This window comes from Tunicatimonas sp. (genome assembly GCF_049647865.1).
GTDB lineage: Bacteria > Bacteroidota > Bacteroidia > Cytophagales > Cyclobacteriaceae > Tunicatimonas.
The window spans coordinates 1-3750 of record NZ_JBARYM010000876.1 but is presented as its reverse complement, the minus strand read 5'-3'; the positions used below and the strand labels follow the sequence as shown (position 1 = coordinate 3750).

Annotated in this window: 2 protein-coding genes, 1 pseudogene and 1 riboswitch; of the genes and pseudogenes, 1 reads left to right on the top strand and 2 read right to left on the bottom strand. The window is 44.6% G+C overall.

Annotated features, from left to right (window positions below; all coding sequences use genetic code 11):
• Positions 1-338: pseudogene (locus WBA23_RS25135) on the top strand (hypothetical protein); the annotation flags it as partial.
• A 71-nt stretch (positions 339-409) separates the two neighbouring features.
• Here the strand turns inward: WBA23_RS25135 and WBA23_RS25130 are convergent.
• Together WBA23_RS25130 and WBA23_RS25125 are read right to left on the bottom strand one after the other, a co-directional pair.
• Positions 410-1504 (bottom strand): DUF5074 domain-containing protein, encoded by a 1095-nt coding sequence (locus WBA23_RS25130; protein ID WP_424585031.1) that lies wholly within the window; start codon positions 1502-1504, stop codon positions 410-412.
• 8 nt (positions 1505-1512) lie between these two features.
• Positions 1513-3477, bottom strand: coding sequence for a TonB-dependent receptor plug domain-containing protein (locus WBA23_RS25125; RefSeq protein WP_424585030.1), 1965 nt, complete (start codon positions 3475-3477; stop codon positions 1513-1515).
• Positions 3478-3638: 161 nt separating this feature from the next.
• Positions 3639-3750, bottom strand: a riboswitch (cobalamin riboswitch). This riboswitch is flagged as partial in the annotation.

Sequence of the window (3750 nt, the reverse complement as noted above, 5' to 3'; positions counted from 1 at the left end):
GTCAGACATCATCAGTTACCAGCCTTGTAGCAGACTGCCGGGTAATGTTAGATGATATTGCCGGTAGCTACGAAGGCGACTGCCACAAAAGAAAAGCCCATGGTAACGGTAAAGCTATCGGTAAAGATACTTACGAGGGAGAGTTTAAGAAAGGCTACCCCGATGGTGAAGGCACGTATACCTGGATTAATGGTGATTATTACGAAGGTGCCTTTGTAAAAGGTAGGCGCGAAGGCGAAGGTAAAATGGTGTATGCTTCAGTTAATGCTGATAGTGTGCTTACCGGATATTGGGAAGATGATCGCTACCAGCAAGAAGAAAAAAGCTCATCAGACTAGAAGTTGATTATCAAAGTTTTGAATTTAAAGTTCTGAGATACTCAATTCTTAGAACTTAAAACTAATAACCATTACAAAGCAAAACCATTAGGACCGATACCAACATCGTAGCTTTGAATTAAAGTGCCAGTTGATGAGTAGCGCGAGAAAACGCCATCGCTGCTGAAATTGGGTGCTTGTCCAGTCAAAATCTCGCCACTAACTGGGTCAACCCCTAAGCCGTAAAAGTCCTTATCAATAAGCGGTGCGGTAGGTAATGTAGTATTATCTGTGCTCATTGCGTAAATGCCTCCTTGATAGCGAAAATATAATAGTTGTCCGGTTGGGTCGGTGTTAATAGTCGCTGGCCCAGTGTTAATTTGATCGGCAGGAACAGTCAGTGTTACTTCATCATTTTCCAGACGAGCAATAAATCCCGGGGTGCTTTCGACTTCGACTATCGAAAAGTCTACCGGGTCATACACCAGCTTCCCTCCTCCAACTACCCAAATACGATCATTAGCATCAATAGCCAAACTACCGGGGTTATCTCCAACAGTTATTTTTTGAACAATAGTATCGGTTTGAGGGTCGAGCACTGCTACGGTAGAATCACTTCCTAAACCGCCACCGTTGGCAACGTACACCAGATTGTTATGAACAACAAGACCATTGGGGCCCGCGCCTACCGGAATAGTGGCTGTTACTTGATAACTATTTAAATCCAGTACTTTTATAGTTCCACTTACTCCGTCGGCTCCCCAATCGGTTACGTAACCTTTGGTAGGGTTTAATCCTAAAAAAAAGCGAGGAGAAACAATGCCTTCGTCAGGACCAATGATTGCTAACGACTCAAAAGTTTCCCGGTCAATCACCTCTATTTTAGATGAATTCTGTACCACAATAAAACCTCGGTCATCAAACACGGTCATCGATTGGGTTTGATCTCCTAACGGACGATTATTGGCATTGCTGAAAACGTTGTTAAACACGGAATCTTTCTGTCGGTCGTAGTAAGAAATCGAGGTATTCGCATTGCCAAACCCGCCTTCATTCACTATAAAATAGCCGTCTTGTCCGGCGATAGGAGGATCGGGACGATCATCTTCCGTACAAGAAATGAAAATAGTGTGTATGCCTAAAAACAATGCCCAAAATGTAAAAGTGCGCCACCGGTTGCGGTTCATAGTAAAAGTTAGTTAAACTGGTAAATGATATTGACTTGGTAGTTGCGACCGGGCATAGGAAAGCCCTGCCGTACTTCGTATTCGTGGTTGAAAATATTATTAAGTGAACTGTTCACCGTCAGTTGGTGAGAATTGTTGATTTGCCAACGGTAGACCAAAGAAATATCGGTGGTAGCGTAACTAGGTAATATTTGATTATTGGTTTCATCGGTAAACTGCGGGCCAATAATATTCACAGTTGAACCAAACTCCCAGCGATAATAGTGCAGTAAAGCCGAGGCTTTTCCTTGATGAAACGGTGTATAGATAAGTTGCTTATACAATGCTGCGGGGTTCCCCCCGGCCTTAATTTCTTCTTTTGTAGAACGAGTATAGCTGTAGAGGCCCCATAATCGGAAAGAGAAGTCATTCTCTACCTCATAGCGCGCATTGGCGGTTGCTTCCAAGCCTCGGGACCACACTCGCTGCACATTAACCGGCGACCATTGGGAGTTTTCATGGGGAACCCACTGTAGCCAATTATTAAACCAATTGCTGAATGCAGTGAGGCTACCTTGCAACTTCCAACGATCGAACTCAGGTTGGACTTCTACCCCTAGGTCGGCCCCCCAACCACTTTCGGGTTGTAAATTAGGGTTGCCTTGGCTCAGCCCCGACCAGTACAAGTCATTGAATGTTGGTAAGTTGTAGCTTCGGGCTATTTTAGAGCGTAATTTCCAGTGTTTACCAGCGGAGTAGGCTAGAGACAGTGAAGGAAGAATTGGTGACCATTCTTCATCAATTAAGGTTTCTCGCAACCCTAGCGTGGTTTCCAATCGTTCGTGAAACTGAGTTTGATACGACGCAAATAGGGCGGTGCGGTGACGTTGGGGTGGTTGAACTCCGTAGTTACTTACCTCAGCTTGCTCGTAGGTATGATTACCACCCACTAATAGCCACTGCCTATCGCCAAAGTAAAAAGTGCTTTCTACTTCAGAAATCCAGGAAATCGCTTCATTAAGCGAGTTTTCAATAATGTTATCATTATAAACCAGCCTATGACCTAGAAAAGCAGTTCGGGCACGAATCTGATGATTAGCTCGGTTTAGCATCCAATTAACTACCATTCGGTGAAAAAGATCAGTTTGGGTTCCTTGGTTAGAAGTACTAGCCGCCGCTACTCCTGGTATCTCCACGTAATTATCTTGCAACCAATACTTAATTTCTATATTCTGTTGCGGAGAAATCTTTTGGTAAAACTCAGCTAGTACGCCTTTCTGATTGATACCCGCATTTTGCCGCTGTTCCGGTCGGACTCGATAGATATTATTGTACGGAAAGTCATTTTCAGCGCTTCGGTAGAAAGCCCGTACTCGCATAATACTTTGTTGATTACCATACTGAAGCTGAACACCGGTCTGCTGATCACCAAAGCTTCCTAACTGTTGGAATAATTTGCCACTAAGACCAGAAGTGGGTTCAAGGGAGGAACGTAGATGAATAGCCCCGCCCAGTGTTCCGGCTCCGTAGATAGCTCCTAGGCTACCGTGTTGTAATGAAATTTCGTCCAGGAAAAATGCTGGCATAAGCGTTAAATCCAAGCTGCCGTTCATGCTACTTTGCAGATTAATGCCTTCCCAAAAAACGGGAGTATGATTGCTTCCGCTACCCCGCAGTGAAGCAGTAGAAAGTCCGCTGATACCGTAGGATCGAACATTAACTGCCGAGTATTTCATCAGTAGCTGTGATAAGTTGCTGGCGGCGGCGTAGCCAGTTACTTGAGGAAGAATTTCGGATACCTGACTCCCCTCGCTAAATAGTTGTAATCGAGAGTCAGTAATTTCCACGTTTCGTAGAACTTTGATGGTATCGTCAATGGTAAACTGAGCTAATGAGGTGAGTGGCAATGTTCCGCACAACCCTATGGTTAGCCACACCGATAAGCTTCGCCTTAGCGTGAGGTTAATTAAATAGTACGACTGCCATTCGTGCATAGCGAAAAATAAAATGGCAGACTAACTGTAGAATACGAGAAATGTAATAGTGCGCATACCTAAGCAAGGTTTAGATAGAGCTACAACTGCGGTAGCCATTCGCCAAACTTAGCAGTACGGTAAACGGTCTGATACATTCCTGACCTTTCCACCGAAAGCCTGAATGAAAAACAGCACGGGCAGGTCTCCTGACTCACTCAGTTGCTGTGGCCTTCCCATCCGCCGTAAGCAGACAGTGGCAATGTTGACAGCAACCCACTAAAGAGTTTACAG

Bases quoted from the DNA above. Each gene is read 5' to 3' on its own strand.
- WBA23_RS25130 (WP_424585031.1), bottom strand. From the start codon at position 1,504: ATGAACCGCAACCGGTGGCGCACTTTTACATTTTGGGCATTGTTTTTA.
- WBA23_RS25125 (WP_424585030.1), bottom strand. From the start codon at position 3,477: ATGCACGAATGGCAGTCGTACTATTTAATTAACCTCACGCTAAGGCGA.